This window comes from Escherichia sp. MOD1-EC6162 (assembly GCF_002965125.1).
GTDB classification, from domain to species: domain Bacteria; phylum Pseudomonadota; class Gammaproteobacteria; order Enterobacterales; family Enterobacteriaceae; genus Escherichia; species Escherichia marmotae.
In genome coordinates, this window is record NZ_PTSB01000006.1 from 84,900 (window position 1) to 101,174 (window position 16,275).

Below are 16,275 nucleotides of genomic sequence, written 5' to 3' on the forward strand. Positions count from 1 at the left end.
ATACATGAAGGCATTATCGCCAATCGCAGTCCTTATTTCCGCACTGCTGTTGCAAGGTTGTGTTGCTGCTGCCGTAGTGGGTACAGCCGCTGTGGGAACTAAAGCAGCGACCGATCCGCGCAGTGTCGGCACCCAGGTGGACGATGGCACCCTGGAAGTGCGCGTTAACAGCGCATTGTCGAAAGATGAACAAATTAAGAAAGAAGCGCGCATTAATGTAACGGCCTATCAGGGCAAAGTGCTGCTGGTTGGGCAGTCACCAAACACCGAACTTTCGGCTCGTGCAAAACAGATTGCGATGGGCGTAGACGGTGCCAACGAAGTGTATAACGAGATTCGTCAGGGCCAACCAATTGGTCTGGGCGAAGCGTCGAATGATACGTGGATCACCACTAAAGTTCGCTCGCAGTTGCTGGCAAGCGACCTGGTGAAATCGTCTAACGTGAAAGTAACCACCGAAAACGGCGAAGTGTTCCTGATGGGGCTGGTGACTGAGCGTGAGGCGAAAGCGGCGGCAGATATTGCCAGCCGGGTGAGTGGTGTGAAACGTGTGACCACGGCATTTACGTTTATTAAATAACAGCTCTTTGTAAAGCCTGATGCGACGCTGCCGCGTCTTATCAGGCCTACAATGGCACAAACCACAGGTCGGATAAGGCGCTTGCGCCGCATCCGACATGTTTTCCCTCGAATCAGAACAACAGCGCCAGACTGCCGACAATAACACCCGATACCGCCACCATCGCTCCCGTCAGCCATAATGCCTTCGCCGGAAACGCTTTGCGCAGCATAACTAACGACGGCAAACTCACCGCCGGAAGGGTCATCAATAATGCCAGCGCCGGAGCGGTTCCCATCCCTGCCAGCATCATCGTCTGCACAATCGGAATTTCTGCCGCCGTGGGAATGACAAACAAGCATCCCGCTACCGCCATCGCTATCACCCACATCAGGCTATTATCGACAGCGCCATCGGCATGGGGGAACAGCCAGACGCGAGCAGCCCCCAACGCCAGCACTGCCAGGATATAAACCGGGATCGTACTCCAGAAAAGCGTCCACAGCGCCCTGCCCCAGCGGCTAAAAAATCTGCCCTGCACTTCTGGCATGTCGATTTCGACCGGTGCCTGCGTTTGCGGTGTCTCACGCACCCATTTTTGTACCAGTGTTGCAATCAGCAACACCATCACCAGACCCGCCACCAGGCGAATCGCCGCAAAACCCCAGCCGAGAACAAAGCCCATAAACACCAGCGTTGCTGGGTTTAACAACGGATTCCCCATCCAGAATGCCAGCGCCCCTCCCATCGACACTTGTTGGCGGCGCATCCCCGCCGCGACCGGTGCCGCACAGCAGGTACACATCATTCCAGGCAGTGAAAACAGCGTTCCCAGTAACGTCCCGCGAAAGCGCGATTGTCCAAGCGTGCGCAACAACCAGTCACGAGGGATCAATACCTGAATCAACGATCCGAGGAGCACACCCAGCACCGCCGCTTTCCATACTGCAAGAAAGTAGATCATCGCGTAATCCAACGCTGCCTGCCACGGATTGGCATCCGCCTGTGCGAGGATTGATTTACCGATGCTGTGGGTTTCGGCGGCGGTAAAGGCCTTACCGTAGTAGGGTTGCCACTTCACATACCAGAGTCCGGCAATGACAACGAGAAAGAAAAGCGCGGGTTTCCACCACTGAATGGGCGTTGCCGCCTGAGATGAAGACTGACCAGCCATAGCATTCCCCAGGAAAAAGTTATGATAATTGAGCGCGAGAATATTACGCTCACCATCAATTATTGGGAATAATTATTCAGCTCTTTTGCGTAATTCTGAAGAGCTTAAAATGGTCACGCCTTCATGCTCTGGCCGCATCGCTTCTGCCAGCATTACCCGCGCCACGTCTCGCGCATCAATGGATTTCCAGTTCCCTGGTAGCAAACGGAACAGTGGCGCAAAAAGGGTTTCGTTCATCCGCTGTTTGTTACGATCGCCCAGCAACATCGACGGGCGAGCGATGGTCAGTTTCGGCCAGTTCTGAGCAATTAACGCCTCTTCCATCTCCCCTTTGACGCGGTTATAAAAAAATGGTGAATGCGCGTTTGCCCCCATCGCACTGACCACCAGCATATGCTGCGCGCCCAGCCGCCGTCCGGTTAATGCCGTATCCACCACCAGCGTGTAATCAGCGTGAATAAATGCCTCTTTACTGCCCGCCTCCCGCCGCGTGGTGCCAAGGCAACAAAAAACAATGTCTATCGGATCGGTGACCTGCGCCAGCGCGTCGGTCAATTGTGGATCGTGTGGGTTATAGACTCCCGGCATATCTGCTAATGGGCGTCGCGTCGGCGCGGCAATAGCCTGTACTTTCGGTTCATTAATCAACATCCGCAGTAGATGCCCACCCACCAGCCCCGTTGCGCCTGTAATTAAAACCTGACTCATATTGCCTCCGGCCCTGTATATGTACTCATGTTTAACTATAGGTTACCGTTGCCAGACCAGTTTTTTCCCAAAGCCCAGCGTGTTGTCGGTGAATTTTATCTCATCGAGGCGGATTTCCCACACCGGTGCCGACAGCGTCCGGGCAACCGGGAAGCGGCGATTATAGGCCTGACGTGCGAGGTCACTTTCCTCACCTTCCAGTCTGCGGATCTCACCTTTAAACTGCACGCCACGAATTAATGCCACCGTTTTCGGCTGACCATTTACCGTTCCGGCAACCGGAGCCTGCGGCCCGCTCATCTGCGCATGGCGCGTTTTTTCTTCCGTCAAAATGTAAAATGCAACTTTCTGCGCATCAAAAAGATAAAAGGCATTGGCGCACCACAGTTCCCCGTCCTGCTGCACGCACCAGGTGACAACATGTTGTTTTGCCAGCCAACGGCTAATTGCGGTGAGTGTTTCCATTTCTGTTCTCTTTTATACTGTTGGCCAGACCTTAACATGTGACACAGACGATGACACCCTGGTTCCTTTACTTGATTCGTACCGCCGACAATAAGCTTTATACCGGGATCACCACGGACGTCGAACGCCGCTATCAGCAGCATCAAAGCGGTAAAGGGGCGAAAGCACTGCGCGGGAAAGGCAAACTGACATTGGCATTTTCCGCACCGGTTGGCGACCGTTCGCTGGCATTACGGGCGGAATATCGCGTCAAGCAACTGACCAAACGACAGAAAGAATGCCTGGTTGCGGAAGGCGCTGGGTTTGCAGAGTTATTAAGTAGCCTGCAAACCCCGGAGGTTAAAAGCGATTGAAGTGATCGTGGTACTCAACCAGCCCGGTTACACCATTCAGCGCGTCATCCGCTAAACGATGTACCAGGAAGGCACTTTCTGTGCCCGGCCAGCGGCAACGCAGATCGTGATGCGCCGCCAGTTCAAAGCCAAAACGGCTGTACAGCGCCGGATCGCCCAGCGTTACCACTGCGGCATAGCCGAACTCATTAAGCGAATCCAGTCCTTCATAGACCAGTTGGCGTGCCAGCCCTTGCCCGCGATATTTTTCATCTACCGCCAGCGGAGCCATGCCAACCCATTGCAGGTCTTCGCCCTGCACATCTACCGGACTGAATGCCACATAGCCAATGACCTGGCCTTCGTCATCTGTCGCCACCAGTCCCAGCGTCAGAAAGCCATCTTCACGCAGATCGTGAACCAGCTTCGCTTCCGCATCGCTTTCGAATGAACGACGCAGCAGGGCATCAATACCCGGCGCATCAATGGGAATTTCTACTCGAATTAGCATGGTTCACCTACCGATGTCTGTTTGGTTTCAGGCGTGGTTTTCATCCCCGCCTCAACAAAATCCGCCAGTTGCAGCAGCATCATGCGTAAGGCTTTTGGCATTTGCTCCAGTTCAATGGCGTCCATCAGGTTTTTCACATACAGCCCCAGCTCCGTATCACCTTCAATCACTAGCCGACGCTGGAAGAAAAGTGTATCCGGATCCTGTTTACGCGCTGCGATCATCAGCAAATCGCTGGCGTCGGCACTAAAACTCACGTCTGCTTGCGCGTTCTGGCTAACGACCAGTTTGCCATTCACCACCGAGGTAAACCATTGCAGGTCAATATCACGCACATGAATACTTAACCAGCGGCCTTCAAGGAACTCCAGCTCGCCATCGTCCAGCGCCTGGCGGAATTGCCAGCTTAAGACTTGCTCAAGAACCTGGCGTTTTAGCGCAAATGGCGTCAGTTTTACCGGTACACTCAACAGAGATGGCCCCAAATGCACAATACGGGAACGCAGTTTATCCAACACGAGTTTTACTCCCTGTTTCAACAATCATCCTATTTTGCCATATCAGGAAAATAACATAGCGGTATAAATCAACAATTCCATATGAAATTGCTGCTACCACCAATACAACTTTAACTGCCTTAAATCAAAAATTGTCGCAGCAAGGTTAACTAAAATCCCAGTTCGTTAACATTTTTGCGTTTTGATAGCGCAACCTTCAGGAAAAATTATGGAGCTGCTCTGCCCTGCCGGAAATCTCCCGGCGCTTAAGGCGGCCATCGAAAACGGCGCAGATGCTGTTTATATCGGGCTAAAAGATGATACCAATGCCCGTCACTTCGCCGGCCTTAACTTTACCGAGAAAAAATTGCAGGAAGCGGTGAGTTTTGTCCATCAACATCGCCGCAAACTTCACATCGCGATTAACACTTTTGCGCACCCGGACGGCTACGCCCGCTGGCAACGTGCCGTGGATATGGCGGCACAACTGGGTGCCGACGCGCTGATCCTTGCCGATCTTGCCATGCTGGAGTACGCCGCCGAGCGTTACCCACATATTGAGCGTCACGTGTCGGTGCAGGCTTCAGCGACCAATGAAGAGGCAATTAACTTTTATCATCGCCATTTTGATGTCGCCCGCGTGGTGCTACCACGCGTACTGTCGATTCACCAGGTGAAACAACTGGCACGGGTCACGCCAGTTCCGCTGGAGGTCTTTGCTTTCGGCAGCCTGTGCATTATGTCGGAAGGACGTTGCTATCTGTCGTCGTATCTGACCGGTGAGTCGCCCAACACCGTGGGTGCGTGTTCTCCTGCCCGCTTCGTGCGCTGGCAACAAACGCCGCAGGGGCTGGAATCCCGCCTTAACGAGGTGCTGATCGACCGTTATCAGGACGGCGAAAACGCAGGTTATCCGACGCTGTGTAAAGGGCGTTATCTGGTGGACGGCGAGCGCTATCACGCACTGGAAGAACCAACCAGTCTCAATACCCTGGAACTGCTGCCTGAGCTAATGGCGGCGAATATTGCTTCGGTGAAAATCGAAGGCCGCCAGCGTAGCCCGGCGTATGTCAGCCAGGTGGCGAAAGTCTGGCGTCAGGCTATCGACCGTTGTAAGGCCGATCCGCAAAACTTCGTGCCACAAAACGCGTGGATGGAGACGCTCGGGTCGATGTCCGAAGGCACGCAAACCACCCTTGGCGCATATCACCGTAAATGGCAGTGAGAAAAGCAATGAAATATTCCTTAGGGCCAGTGCTGTGGTACTGGCCAAAAGAGACGCTGGAAGAATTTTATCAGCAGGCCGCCACCAGCAGCGCCGACGTGATTTATCTTGGTGAAGCGGTATGCAGCAAGCGTCGGGCAACGAAAGTTGGCGACTGGCTGGAGATGGCAAAATCGCTCGCCGGAAGTGGCAAGCAGATTGTGCTCTCCACGCTGGCGCTGGTACAGGCCTCTTCCGAGCTGGGCGAACTGAAACGCTATGTTGAGAACGGCGAGTTTCTGATTGAAGCCAGCGATCTCGGCGTGGTGAATATGTGCGCCGAACGCAAACTCCCGTTCGTCGCCGGGCATGTGCTGAACTGCTACAACGCAGTGACGCTGAAAATATTGCTCAAACAGGGCATGATGCGCTGGTGTATGCCGGTAGAACTTTCCCGCGACTGGCTGGTGAATCTGCTCAATCAGTGTGATGAACTGGGTATTCGCAACCAGTTTGAAGTGGAAGTCTTGAGCTACGGCCATCTGCCGCTGGCGTACTCAGCCCGCTGCTTCACCGCACGCTCGGAGGATCGCCCGAAAGATGAGTGCGAAACCTGCTGCATTAAATATCCGAACGGGCGCAACGTGCTGTCACAGGAAGATCAGCAGGTGTTTGTGCTCAACGGCATTCAGACCATGAGCGGCTATGTTTACAACCTCGGTAACGAGCTGGCGTCAATGCAGGGGCTGGTCGATGTGGTTCGCCTGTCACCGCAGGGCACAGACACTTTTGCTATGCTCGACGCCTTCCGCGCCAATGAAAATGGCGCTGCGCCGCTGCCGTTAACGGCTAATAGCGACTGCAACGGTTACTGGAAACGGCTGGCAGGGCTGGAACTGCAAGCGTAAGTAAATAGCTCACTTTGTTAACAACTTTAACTACTCTTTAATGCAGTATTAAAGATTAATCGGTAACAAAGTGAGCTGTTATGACTGATAAAACCATTCCGTTTTCGCTACTCGATCTGGCCCCCATCCCCGAAGGTTCAACGGCGCGAGAAGCGTTCTCCCACTCTCTGGACCTGGCTCGTCTGGCTGAAAAGCGCGGCTATCATCGCTACTGGCTGGCGGAACATCACAATATGACCGGCATTGCCAGTGCGGCGACATCGGTGTTGATTGGCTATCTGGCAGCGAATACCACCACGCTGCATCTGGGTTCCGGCGGCGTGATGTTACCTAACCATTCACCGTTGGTAATTGCAGAACAGTTCGGCACACTCAATACGCTCTATCCGGGTCGAATCGATTTGGGGCTGGGTCGTGCTCCAGGTAGCGATCAGCGGACAATGATGGCGCTGCGTCGCCATATGAGTGGTGATATTGATAATTTCCCCCGCGATGTTGCTGAGCTGGTGGACTGGTTTGACGCTCGTGATCCCAATCCACATGTACGCCCGGTGCCAGGCTATGGCGAGAAAATCCCGGTGTGGTTATTAGGCTCCAGCCTTTACAGCGCACAACTGGCGGCGCAGCTCGGCCTGCCGTTTGCCTTTGCCTCACACTTCGCGCCGGATATGCTGTTCCAGGCACTACAACTTTATCGCAGCAACTTCAACCCCTCCGCACGACTGGAGAAACCGTACGCAATGGTGTGTATCAATATCATCGCCGCTGATAGCAACCGCGACGCTGAATTCCTGTTTACCTCGATGCAGCAAGCCTTTGTGAAGCTACGCCGCGGTGAAACCGGGCAACTGCCACCACCGATTCAGAATATGGATCAGTTCTGGTCGCCGTCCGAGCAGTATGGCGTGCAGCAGGCGCTGAGTATGTCGCTGGTGGGCGATAAAGCGAAAGTGCGTCACGGTTTACAGTCGATCCTGCGCGAAACCGACGCTGATGAGATTATGGTTAACGGGCAGATTTTCGACCACCAGGCGCGGCTGCATTCGTTTGAACTGGCGATGGATGTGAAGGAAGATTTACTGGGATAGTGTGTTTTATTTTGTCGGATACGGCGGGAAGCCTTATCCGACCTGGCAACGCCGCCCTACGTAGACCTGATAACCGAAGCGCATCAGGCATTGTGCAGGCAGCAGAAATGTCGGATAAGGCACAGATGATTACTGATACACCGGCAGCAAATTAAAGCTCGATAAAATATGGATCAATGCATTGCCAATACCAAATAGCAGAATCAGAACGATCATCGGTTTGCCGCCCCAGACGCGGAATTTCGGGCTGCCAAAGCGTTTACGCGATGCGCGGGCCAGCAGAGCCGGAACAATTGCCGCCCAGATGGTAGCAGCTAAACCAGCATAACCAATGGCGTAGAGAAATCCGTTAGGGAACAGCAGGCCACCAACGACAGGTGGCGCAAAGGTCAACAGTGCCGTTTTAAAGCGCCCCAATGCCGAATCATCAAAGCCAAACAGATCCGCCAGATAGTCGAACAGACCCAGCGTTACGCCGAGGAACGAACTCGCTACCGCAAAGTTTGAGAACACTACCAGCAGCAGATCCAGACTACGACTGTTCAGCACACCGCTTAATGCCTGCACCAGCACATCAATATTTCCGCCCTTCTCTGCAATGCCAATAAACTCCGGACGCGGAATGTTGCCCATCGTCGCCAGCAACCAGATGGTATACAGCGCCAGCGCCATCAACGTACCGTACACCAGACATTTCACAATGGTTTTCGGGTCTTTGCCGTAATACTTCATCAGGCTTGGTACGTTGCCGTGATAACCAAACGACGCCAGACAGAACGGTAGTGTCATCAGCAGATACGGTGCATAAGACGCATTGCTTTCCGCAACGTTGAACAATGTCGCAGGCTGCACATGCCCCAGCAAGCTACCGAAGGTGAGGAAGAATGTAATAACTTTCGCTCCCAACACAATCGCCGTCATACGGCTGACTGCTTTGGTGCTCAACCACACCACAAACGCCACCAACAGTGCAAAACCAAAACCTGCCGCTCTGGCCGGAACATTCAGCGACATCTCCGCGAAGGTGTGATGCAAAATAGAACCGCTGGCAGAAATATAGGCGTAGGTCAGAATGTAGAGCACAAAGGCAATAGAGATACCGTTGACGACATTCCAGCCTTTGCCCAGCAAATCTTTGGTGATGGTATCAAAGCTCGAACCGATTCGATAATTCAGGTTAGCTTCCAAAATCATCAATCCGGAATGCAGCATACAAAACCAGGTGAAGATTAGCGCCGCCATTGACCAGAAAAACCACGCCCCGGACATGACCACGGGCAAGGAGAACATCCCTGCGCCAATAATGGTGCCGCCGATAATCACCACGCCGCCAAGCAGCGACGGTGACGTTTGGGTGGTGGTTAGTGTTGCCATAAGGGCTTCTCTCCAGTGAAAAATAGTGCGACTGCGTTGTTATGTGTTGCACTGTACCAGTACGTGAGTACAAAAGAAATAAAAAAAAGCCCCAATCGATATGATTAGGGCTGTATATATTATTTTACAGAATGTATTCGCTGATCAGCGCGAATTACGCATCGCCACCGAAACGACGACGACCGGTAGACTCTTCACGACGCGGTGCACGGCCTTCGCGACGTTCGCCACTGAAGCGACGACCATCACCACGACCACCTTCACGGCGTTCACCGCTGAAGTTGCGACCGCCTTCACGACGCTCGCCACCGACACCACGACCACCACCACGACGTTCAGTTTGCGGCTGTGCATCGCCCAGCAGTTGCATGTTCATCGGCTTGTTGAGGATGCGGGTACGCGTAAAGTGTTGCAGCACTTCACCCGGCATACCTTTCGGCAATTCGATGGTGGAGTGAGAAGCAAACAGCTTGATGTTACCGATGTAACGGCTGCTGATGTCACCTTCGTTAGCAATTGCGCCAACGATATGACGAACTTCAACGCCATCATCACGACCCACCTCAATGCGGTACAACTGCATATCGCCAACATCGCGACGTTCACGACGCGGACGATCTTCACGGTCACCACGCGGGCCACGGTCGTTACGATCGCGCGGACCACGATCATCACGGTCACGGAACTCACGTTTCGGACGCATCGGCGCATCTGGCGGCACGATCAGAGTACGTTCGCCCTGTGCCATTTTCAGCAGTGCGGCAGCCAGAGTTTCGAGATCCAGCTCTTCACCTTCTGCAGTCGGCTGAATTTTGCTCAGCAGTGCACGGTATTGATCCAGATCGCTGCTTTCCAGTTGCTGCTGTACTTTAGCAGCAAATTTTTCCAGACGGCGTTTGCCCAGCAGTTCTGCGTTCGGCAGTTCTACTTCTGGAATGGTCAGCTTCATAGTACGTTCAATGTTGCGCAGCAGACGACGCTCGCGGTTCTCAACGAACAGCAGCGCACGACCCGCACGACCCGCACGACCGGTACGACCGATACGGTGAACGTAAGACTCGGAATCCATCGGGATATCGTAGTTAACCACCAGGCTGATACGCTCAACGTCCAAGCCACGGGCCGCAACGTCGGTCGCGATCAGGATATCCAGACGACCATCTTTCAGACGTTCCAGAGTCTGCTCACGCAGTGCCTGGTTCATGTCACCGTTCAGGGCAGCACTGTTGTAACCGCTGCGCTCAAGGGCTTCAGCCACTTCCAGAGTCGCGTTTTTGGTACGAACGAAGATAATCGCCGCATCAAAATCTTCCGCTTCCAGGAAACGTACCAGCGCTTCGTTTTTGCGCATACCCCAGACAGTCCAGTAGCTCTGGCTGATGTCAGGGCGGGTAGTCACGCTGGACTGAATGCGCACTTCCTGCGGCTCTTTCATAAAGCGGCGGGTAATGCGACGAATCGCTTCCGGCATGGTTGCAGAGAACAGAGCGGTCTGATGACCTTCCGGGATCTGCGCCATAATGGTTTCAACGTCTTCGATGAAGCCCATGCGCAGCATTTCGTCAGCTTCATCCAGAACCAGACCGCTCAGTTTAGAGAGATCCAGAGTGCCACGTTTCAGGTGGTCCAGCAGACGGCCCGGAGTACCGACAACGATCTGCGGCCCCTGACGCAGGGCACGTAATTGCACGTCATAACGCTGGCCGCCGTAAAGGGCAACCACGTTTACGCCGCGCATGTGTTTAGAGAAATCCGTCATTGCTTCAGCAACCTGTACCGCCAGTTCGCGGGTCGGTGCCAACACCAGAATCTGTGGTGCTTTCAGCTCAGGATCAAGATTTTGCAGCAGAGGTAAAGAGAATGCTGCAGTTTTTCCGCTCCCCGTCTGGGCCATACCCAGAACGTCGCGGCCATTCAGCAGATGTGGGATACACTCTGCCTGAATTGGAGATGGTTTTTCGTAACCCAGATCGTTAAGGGCTTCAAGGATAGGAGCCTTCAGGCCCAGATCTGCAAAAGTGGTTTCGAATTCAGCCATGTAGTACGTGTGCCTCAAAATTAATGGCGGCCAGTCTACATAACTCATCATGAAATTGATCAGCAATTTTCATTGAAAAGTGTGAACCGGCTCAAAGTAGGTGTATTAACGAACAACAACGCCCTCACCCGTTAAGGTGATGGCAATCAAATAAGATTACGGGCTGATGTGTACGTCAGCTATTGCTGGTCCGATTCTGCCAGGTCATCTTGGTCCTGGCCCAGGAGCGATAATTCCAACAATGCGTATCGGTGCTCAACAAAGTTATGAACGTTGTTGGCAACCGCCAGTTTGAACAGTGCCGTGGCGCTGTCCAAATCCCCCAGACTTAGGTAGTACTTACCTAAATAGAAGTTGGTTTCACTGAGATGCTCAGCGAGCGAGGTGTTATCCGTTGCGTCCGCCTTGAGCCTTTCCATTAACGTTTGTTCGCTAATGTTGCCCAGGTAGAACTCGACAATGTTCCATCCCCACTGTTCCTTGTCCGATTTTTCGAAGTGCTGTTTCAACACTTCTTTAGCCTGCTTCTCATCGAGCTTCTGCTCAGCGAGATAAAGCCACAGACTACGGAAAGGATCATTGGGATCGTCTTGATAAAACGCCAGCAGATCATCTTGCGCTAACTTGTCACGACCGCCGTAATATAATGCGATCCCGCGATTCAAGTGCGCGTAGTTGTAAGTTGGATCAAGCTCAAGTACAGAATCAAACGCTTCATAGGCAGCATCAAAATTGCCTGCCTGCGTTAAATATATGCCTAAGTAATTGAATACTTCAGGCATATCCGGTCGGATTGCCAGCGCTTGCGAAAAATCGTTACGCGCTAATGCCCTCAGACCGAGACTATCATACAACACTCCGCGCTCATATAAAAGCTGCGCGCGTTCGTCATCGGTTAAAGCCCGACTGGCAAGGATCTGTTCCATACGTGCCAGAATCACTTCCTGCTGTAAAGTCGGTTGCAATGGTACTGCGAGGACTTCACTTTTACGCCAGGAAGTATTACTGCATCCTGCAAGCGTAAGTGCTGTCGCAACGAAACACCAGCGCAAAAAAGGCTTCATTTCCCACTCCCGAAGACCACGGTTGAATGAACGTCCTGTTCCCGGTTGCTAACAAGGCGTCCTGCCCGGTTAAAAGCCCCCCGTCAACGCGGAGGGCAAATGGCAACCTTACTCGCCCTGTTCAGCAGCCGGAGCTTCCGGTGCTACAGCAGGTTGAGACTGCTCAGTCGCTTCTTTAATGCTCAGACGGATACGGCCCTGGCGATCAACTTCCAGAACTTTTACCGGAACTTCCTGACCCATCTGCAGGTAATCAGTCACTTTCTCAACACGCTTGTCAGCGATTTGAGAGATGTGTACCAGACCTTCTTTACCGCCGCCGATGGCAACAAATGCGCCAAAGTCAACGATACGGGTCACTTTACCATTGTAGACGCGACCCACTTCGATTTCTGCAGTGATCTCTTCGATACGACGAATAGCGTGTTTTGCTTTCTCGCCGTCGGTCGCGGCGATCTTCACAGTACCGTCATCTTCGATTTCGATAGTGGTGCCGGTTTCTTCAGTCAGAGCACGGATTACAGAACCGCCTTTACCGATAACGTCTTTAATCTTGTCCGGGTTAATCTTAATGGTATGGATACGCGGAGCGAACTCAGAGATATCGCCACGCGGCGCGTTGATCGCCTGTTCCATTACGCCCAGGATGTGCAGACGCGCACCTTTAGCCTGGTTCAGCGCAACCTGCATGATCTCTTTGGTAATACCTTCAATTTTGATATCCATCTGCAGTGCAGAGATACCGTCACGGGAACCCGCAACTTTGAAGTCCATATCGCCCAGGTGGTCTTCGTCACCCAGAATGTCAGACAGTACAACGTAGTTGTCGCCTTCTTTCACCAGCCCCATTGCGATACCCGCAACAGCGGCTTTGATTGGCACACCTGCGTCCATCAGCGCCAGAGACGCACCGCACACAGAAGCCATAGAAGAAGAACCGTTGGATTCGGTGATTTCAGACACAACACGTACGGTGTACGGGAATTTGTCCATATCCGGCATTACTGCCAGCACGCCGCGCTTCGCCAGACGACCGTGACCAATTTCACGACGCTTCGGAGAACCGACCATGCCGGTTTCGCCTACGGAGTACGGAGGGAAGTTGTAGTGGAACAGGAAGGTGTCAGTACGTTCGCCCATCAGTTCATCAAGAACCTGTGCGTCACGTGCAGTACCCAGTGTTGCGGTAACCAGCGCCTGAGTTTCACCACGGGTAAACAGCGCAGAACCGTGAGTACGCGGCAGCACGCCTGTGCGCACATCCAGACCACGGATCATATCTTTTTCACGACCGTCGATACGCGGTTCGCCTGCCAGTACGCGGCTACGAACAACGTTTTTCTCGATAGCGTGCAGAATTTCACCCAGTTCGTTTTCGTCCAGGGTTTCGTCTTCAGCAAGCAACGTAGCGATGGTTTCAGATTTGATGACATCAACCTGTGCATAACGCTCTTGTTTGTCGGTGATGCGGTAAGCATCGCTCAGACGAGCTTCAGCCAGTGCAGCAACGCGCGCGTTCAGCGCTTCGTTTACCGGCTCCGGCTGCCAGTCCCAACGCGGTTTACCGGCTTCTTTCACCAGTTCATTGATGTTCTGAATAACAACCTGCTGCTGTTCATGACCGAACACCACTGCGCCCAACATGACGTCTTCGCTCAGCAGTTCTGCTTCAGATTCAACCATCAGCACAGCGGCTTCAGTACCGGCAACAACCAGATCCAGTTTGCTCTCTTTCAGCTCATCCTGAGTTGGGTTCAGTACATACTGGTCATTGATGTAACCCACGCGAGCAGCACCAATCGGACCATTGAACGGGATACCAGACAGAGACAGTGCTGCGGAAGCACCAATCATCGCAACGATATCCGGGTTAACCTGCGGGTTAACAGAAACCACGGTGGCGATAACCTGAACTTCGTTGACGAAGCCTTCCGGGAACAGCGGGCGAATCGGGCGGTCAATCAGACGCGCGATCAGGGTTTCGCCTTCGCTTGGACGGCCTTCACGACGGAAGAAGCTACCCGGGATACGACCAGCAGCGTAGGTACGCTCCTGATAGTTAACGGTCAGAGGGAAGAAGTCCTGACCTGGTTTGGCTTTTTTCTGGCCAACAACGGTAACGAATACCGCGGTGTCATCCATGCTAACCATAACTGCGGCAGTGGCTTGACGCGCCATCATGCCAGTTTCCAGTGTAACGGTATGTTGGCCGTACTGGAATTTACGAACGATCGGATTAAGCAATGTAATATCCTTTCTCTTTCTTAGACAGCACCTTAACGGCACTGGTGTTAATACCCGATCTTCTGCGCATCCTCGCGACTAATGACAACCCTAACCCAGCCTGATGTGGGTAAAGCCTCTCATTAGCCGCGCGAACCTCTGCAACGGAAGATCATTCATAGCAACAATACATTAGTTTCCAGTGAATTGCTGCCATCAGCTTGAAAAAAGGGGCCACTCAGGCCCCCTTTTCTGAAACTCGCAAGAATTAGCGACGCAGACCCAGGCGCTCGATGAGCTGGGTGTAACGTGCTACGTCTTTACGTTTCAGGTAGTCGAGCAGTTTACGACGCTGAGAAACCATGCGCAGCAGACCACGACGGCTGTGGTGATCTTTTTTGTGCTCTGCAAAGTGGCCCTGCAGGTGGTTAATCTGTGCAGTCAGCAGTGCTACCTGAACTTCGGTAGAACCGGTGTCGTTTGCACCACGACCAAACTCAGAAACGATTTTAGCTGTTGCTTCAGTACTTAGAGACATTTTAAAACTCCAAAGTATATAGAATGAAAGGACGCCGATCTCTAATTCAGCGATCCCAGTGTACGTTACGTAAAGTGTTAAACAATTTACGCGACGTTAAGCGGCAGTATTCTACTCGTAGCGACCTGTTATCGCAAGATGGATAGCATTACGCCGGGTATTCAACCACCAGGCGACGAGGCGCAACGCGGCCTTCATCGTCAATTTCGCCCATACCGATAAACTTACCGTTTTCACCTTCTGTAACACGAACCAGCCCTTCCAGTGGCGCACCGGATGTACGAACCGGGTTACCATTTTTGAAGTAAACAGAAGACGTTAGCGGAAGATTCACCACCGGGTAGTCCGAAGCTGGACTGTCCATTGGCATCAGTAATGGATCAAGTAATTGTGCCGCCGAAATACCCTGCTGTTCGGCTTGCTCGACAAGTTCACGCAGATGTTCCAGAGTCACCATTCGTTCAACCGGATATTTGCTTACAGCCAGACGGCGCAGATAAATCACATGCGCGCCACAGCCAAGTTTTTCCCCCAGGTCATCAATGATGGTGCGGATATAGGTGCCTTTTGAGCAATGAATTTCCAGCTCCAGTTCATTGCCTTCGTGACGAATAAACAGCAACTCATAAACGGTAATCGGTCGTGCTTCACGAGGCACTTCAATGCCCTGACGCGCGTACTCGTACAGTTTTTTACCCTGATATTTCAGCGCAGAATACATCGAAGGGATTTGTTCAATATCGCCACGGAATGAATCGAGTGCCGCCGCCAGTTGCTCTGCACTAAAGGTTACCGGGCGCTCCTCAACGATTTGTCCGTCTGCGTCAGAAGTATCAGTACGCTGTCCAAGACGCGCAATCACCCGATAACGTTTATCAGAGTCCAGCAGGTACTGGGAAAACTTCGTCGCTTCCCCGAGACAAATCGGCAACATGCCGGTCGCCAGCGGGTCCAGCGCGCCGGTATGTCCAGCACGATTGGCGTTATAAATGCGTTTCACTTTTTGCAGCGCATCGTTGCTGGACATACCCTGCGGTTTATCCAGCAACAAAACGCCGTTAATGTCGCGGCCGCGACGACGAGGACGACTCATTAGTCCTCCTTGCTGTCGTCCGGATTAACACGACGTTCTTCGTCATGCTTAACCACACTGGTCACCAGGTTTGACATACGCATCCCTTCAACCAGTGAGTTGTCGTAGAAGAAGGTCAGTTCCGGCACGATACGCAGGCGCATCGCTTTACCAAGCAGGCTGCGGATAAAGCCGGAGGCTTCCTGCAATGCTTTGATGCCCGCTTTTACCGCATCTTCATCTTTGTCGTTGAGGAAAGTTACATACACTTTGGCATAGGCCAGGTCACGAGACATCTCGACACCGGAAACGGTGGTCATCATGCCCAGACGAGGATCTTTAATTTCGCGTTGCAGGATGAGAGCGATCTCTTTTTGCATTTCCTGCGCTACGCGCTGCGGGCGACCAAATTCTTTCGCCATAATAAATTCTCCTGACAAAAAAGGGGCCATAAGCCCCTTTTTAAAATTAATTTCAGGTGGAAGGGCTGTTCACGTAGGCCTGATAAGACGCACGAGCG

The 16,275-nt window shown here is 52.8% G+C and carries 18 protein-coding genes; 5 read left to right on the forward strand and 13 right to left on the reverse strand.

Annotation, left to right across the window (positions count from 1 at the left end):
• Positions 1 to 4 precede the first annotated feature (4 nt).
• The gene (gene dolP / locus A9587_RS07140) at positions 5 to 580 is read left to right on the forward strand and encodes a division/outer membrane stress-associated lipid-binding lipoprotein (RefSeq protein WP_000646038.1); all 576 of its coding nucleotides are present in this window, start codon (positions 5 to 7) and stop codon (positions 578 to 580) included.
• 112 nt (positions 581 to 692) lie between these two features.
• On the opposite strand, the gene A9587_RS07145 is transcribed toward dolP, so the two are convergent.
• From A9587_RS07145 to A9587_RS07155, 3 genes are all read right to left on the reverse strand, one after another.
• Positions 693 to 1,733, reverse strand: a complete 1,041-nt coding sequence (locus tag A9587_RS07145) for a permease (protein WP_001517152.1) — start codon at positions 1,731 to 1,733, stop codon at positions 693 to 695.
• 72 nt (positions 1,734 to 1,805) lie between these two features.
• Complete coding sequence (locus tag A9587_RS07150; protein ID WP_001517153.1) at positions 1,806 to 2,441, reverse strand: NAD(P)H-binding protein; 636 nt, start codon at positions 2,439 to 2,441, stop codon at positions 1,806 to 1,808.
• A 42-nt stretch (positions 2,442 to 2,483) separates the two neighbouring features.
• Positions 2,484 to 2,906 (reverse strand): YhbP family protein, encoded by a 423-nt coding sequence (locus A9587_RS07155; protein WP_000449448.1) that lies wholly within the window; start codon positions 2,904 to 2,906, stop codon positions 2,484 to 2,486.
• A 50-nt stretch (positions 2,907 to 2,956) separates the two neighbouring features.
• Here A9587_RS07155 and yhbQ point away from each other — a divergent pair, with 50 nt between their 5' ends.
• On the forward strand, positions 2,957 to 3,259 hold the full coding sequence (gene yhbQ, locus A9587_RS07160; RefSeq protein WP_000189335.1) for a DNA damage response exodeoxyribonuclease YhbQ: 303 nt from the start codon (positions 2,957 to 2,959) through the stop codon (positions 3,257 to 3,259).
• On the opposite strand, the gene A9587_RS07165 is transcribed toward yhbQ, so the two are convergent.
• Both A9587_RS07165 and ubiT read right to left on the reverse strand, forming a co-directional pair.
• Positions 3,246 to 3,749, reverse strand: coding sequence for a GNAT family N-acetyltransferase (locus A9587_RS07165; RefSeq protein ID WP_000908549.1), 504 nt, complete (start codon positions 3,747 to 3,749; stop codon positions 3,246 to 3,248). The two genes, yhbQ and A9587_RS07165, sit on opposite strands and share 14 nt — an antisense overlap.
• Complete coding sequence (gene ubiT, locus A9587_RS07170) at positions 3,743 to 4,267, reverse strand: ubiquinone anaerobic biosynthesis accessory factor UbiT (RefSeq protein WP_001517154.1); 525 nt, start codon at positions 4,265 to 4,267, stop codon at positions 3,743 to 3,745. The genes A9587_RS07165 and ubiT overlap by 7 nt, the downstream gene beginning before the upstream one ends.
• Positions 4,268 to 4,475: 208 nt before the next feature.
• Between ubiT and ubiU the strand changes: the two genes are divergently transcribed.
• The 3 genes from ubiU to A9587_RS07185 all read left to right on the forward strand — a co-directional run bounded on the left by ubiU (position 4,476) and on the right by A9587_RS07185 (position 7,446).
• A complete protein-coding gene (ubiU, locus tag A9587_RS07175) occupies positions 4,476 to 5,471 on the forward strand; it encodes a ubiquinone anaerobic biosynthesis protein UbiU (RefSeq protein ID WP_001517155.1) in 996 nt (331 codons plus the stop codon).
• 8 nt (positions 5,472 to 5,479) lie between these two features.
• Entirely contained in the window at positions 5,480 to 6,358 is an 879-nt protein-coding gene (locus tag A9587_RS07180) for a U32 family peptidase (protein WP_105263758.1), read from the forward strand.
• 80 nt (positions 6,359 to 6,438) lie between these two features.
• A complete protein-coding gene (locus A9587_RS07185; protein WP_105263751.1) occupies positions 6,439 to 7,446 on the forward strand; it encodes a luciferase-like monooxygenase in 1,008 nt (335 codons plus the stop codon).
• 129 nt (positions 7,447 to 7,575) lie between these two features.
• On the opposite strand, the gene mtr is transcribed toward A9587_RS07185, so the two are convergent.
• The 8 genes from mtr to rbfA form a co-directional block, all read right to left on the reverse strand.
• Positions 7,576 to 8,820 carry a tryptophan permease gene (gene mtr, locus A9587_RS07190; RefSeq protein WP_001517158.1) on the reverse strand — a complete coding sequence of 415 codons (1,245 nt, stop codon included), beginning with the start codon at positions 8,818 to 8,820 and terminating at the stop codon, positions 7,576 to 7,578.
• 154 nt (positions 8,821 to 8,974) lie between these two features.
• Positions 8,975 to 10,858 (reverse strand): ATP-dependent RNA helicase DeaD, encoded by a 1,884-nt coding sequence (deaD, locus tag A9587_RS07195; RefSeq protein WP_010379192.1) that lies wholly within the window; start codon positions 10,856 to 10,858, stop codon positions 8,975 to 8,977.
• On the reverse strand, positions 10,851 to 10,931 hold the full coding sequence (gene yrbN / locus A9587_RS07200) for a protein YrbN (RefSeq protein WP_010723222.1): 81 nt from the start codon (positions 10,929 to 10,931) through the stop codon (positions 10,851 to 10,853). The genes deaD and yrbN overlap by 8 nt, the downstream gene beginning before the upstream one ends.
• Before the next feature lie 106 nt (positions 10,932 to 11,037).
• The gene (gene nlpI / locus A9587_RS07205; protein WP_000802080.1) at positions 11,038 to 11,922 is read right to left on the reverse strand and encodes a lipoprotein NlpI; all 885 of its coding nucleotides are present in this window, start codon (positions 11,920 to 11,922) and stop codon (positions 11,038 to 11,040) included.
• Positions 11,923 to 12,030: 108 nt separating this feature from the next.
• Complete coding sequence (gene pnp, locus A9587_RS07210) at positions 12,031 to 14,166, reverse strand: polyribonucleotide nucleotidyltransferase (protein WP_000933928.1); 2,136 nt, start codon at positions 14,164 to 14,166, stop codon at positions 12,031 to 12,033.
• 247 nt (positions 14,167 to 14,413) lie between these two features.
• Positions 14,414 to 14,683 carry a 30S ribosomal protein S15 gene (gene rpsO, locus A9587_RS07215; RefSeq protein ID WP_000059469.1) on the reverse strand — a complete coding sequence of 90 codons (270 nt, stop codon included), beginning with the start codon at positions 14,681 to 14,683 and terminating at the stop codon, positions 14,414 to 14,416.
• 148 nt (positions 14,684 to 14,831) lie between these two features.
• The gene (gene truB, locus A9587_RS07220) at positions 14,832 to 15,776 is read right to left on the reverse strand and encodes a tRNA pseudouridine(55) synthase TruB (protein WP_000089692.1); all 945 of its coding nucleotides are present in this window, start codon (positions 15,774 to 15,776) and stop codon (positions 14,832 to 14,834) included.
• On the reverse strand, positions 15,776 to 16,177 hold the full coding sequence (gene rbfA, locus A9587_RS07225; protein ID WP_001040205.1) for a 30S ribosome-binding factor RbfA: 402 nt from the start codon (positions 16,175 to 16,177) through the stop codon (positions 15,776 to 15,778). Before rbfA ends, truB begins: the two co-directional genes overlap by 1 nt.
• Positions 16,178 to 16,275: the final 98 nt, after the last annotated feature.